Genomic DNA, 1,110 nt, shown 5'->3' with positions numbered 1-1,110 from the left:
CTGGACAGGATCATGCGGTTGCCACATCCTCCACACCTGATCTTGCCGGTATAAAAATTCTGGCTCCGGATGGCTCCATTATTCAGCTGATGCCTCTTTTTATATTCTTCCGTAAATTCCCGGATTTTTTCCTGTACCTGGCGGAACAGCTCTTTATCTATAATCCCTTCGTGGGTATTCTCTGCATAGATCCACTCACTCTCCGGTCTGTTTCTCTGCTTATTTCCCTGGAAAACGCTCTGCTGATATTTTCCATATACGGAATCCCCGGTACAATGAACATCCTGAAGCACACGTTTTACTTCATAATTATTCCACGGTTTGGACTCTGGGGATGGCTTTTCCCCGGATCTATAATATTCCCTCTGCAAAGTTGGGGACAAGACGCCATCAGCGTTGAGTTTTTTTGCAATATCACTGTAACTGCATCCATCCATATACATAGAAAAAATTGCCCGTAAATGTCCGGCAGCTTCCTCGTCAACTACCAGCTGGTGTCTGTCCTGTTCTGATTTCCTATATCCATAGGGTTCCCAGGCACCGGTAAATTTCCCTTCTCTCCACAATGCTTTTTTTGCACTGCTGCTCTTTTTTGCAAGGTCTTTGGAATAGAACTCATTGATAATATTCTTTAAGGGAACAGTCAGATCTACTCCCTCACGGAAAGAATCAAAATCATCCGTCACTGCCAGGAACCGTACATGAAAGAACGGGAATACACGCTCAATATAATTGCTTGTTTCTACATAATTCCTGCCAAGCCTGGACAAATCCTTTACAATCACGCAGTTGATTTTCCCATGCTTGATATCTTCCATCATCTGCGTAAATCCAGGACGATCAAAATTTGTACCGGAATAATCAGAATCCTTATAAACTTCTGCAACCGAAATATCCTCTGTATCAGCCACATAGTTTTTCATCAGTTCCACCTGGGTTTCTATCGTCCCCCTCTCTATCGTTTCCTCTGTTTCCATAGAAATCCTTGCATATAACCCTGCCCGGAACGGTCTTTTGATCTCTTCCTGGACGGCTGCACTGCTGACCGTTTCAGGAATGCTTTTCCTGCTTTTTCGTGCCATTTTATACAACCTCCTTTATCTTGACCTG

At 43.7% G+C, this 1,110-nt stretch carries 1 protein-coding gene; it reads right to left on the bottom strand.

Annotated elements, in window-relative coordinates:
* On the bottom strand, positions 1-1,082 hold a 1,082-nt coding region (locus WMO65_RS26225; RefSeq protein WP_349064878.1), incomplete at its 3' end, for a recombinase family protein.
* Positions 1,083-1,110 lie beyond the last annotated feature (28 nt).

Source organism: Blautia caccae, from assembly GCF_040095955.1.
GTDB classification, from domain to species: domain Bacteria; phylum Bacillota; class Clostridia; order Lachnospirales; family Lachnospiraceae; genus Blautia; species Blautia celeris.
This window is presented reverse-complemented; position numbering and strand designations above follow the sequence as displayed.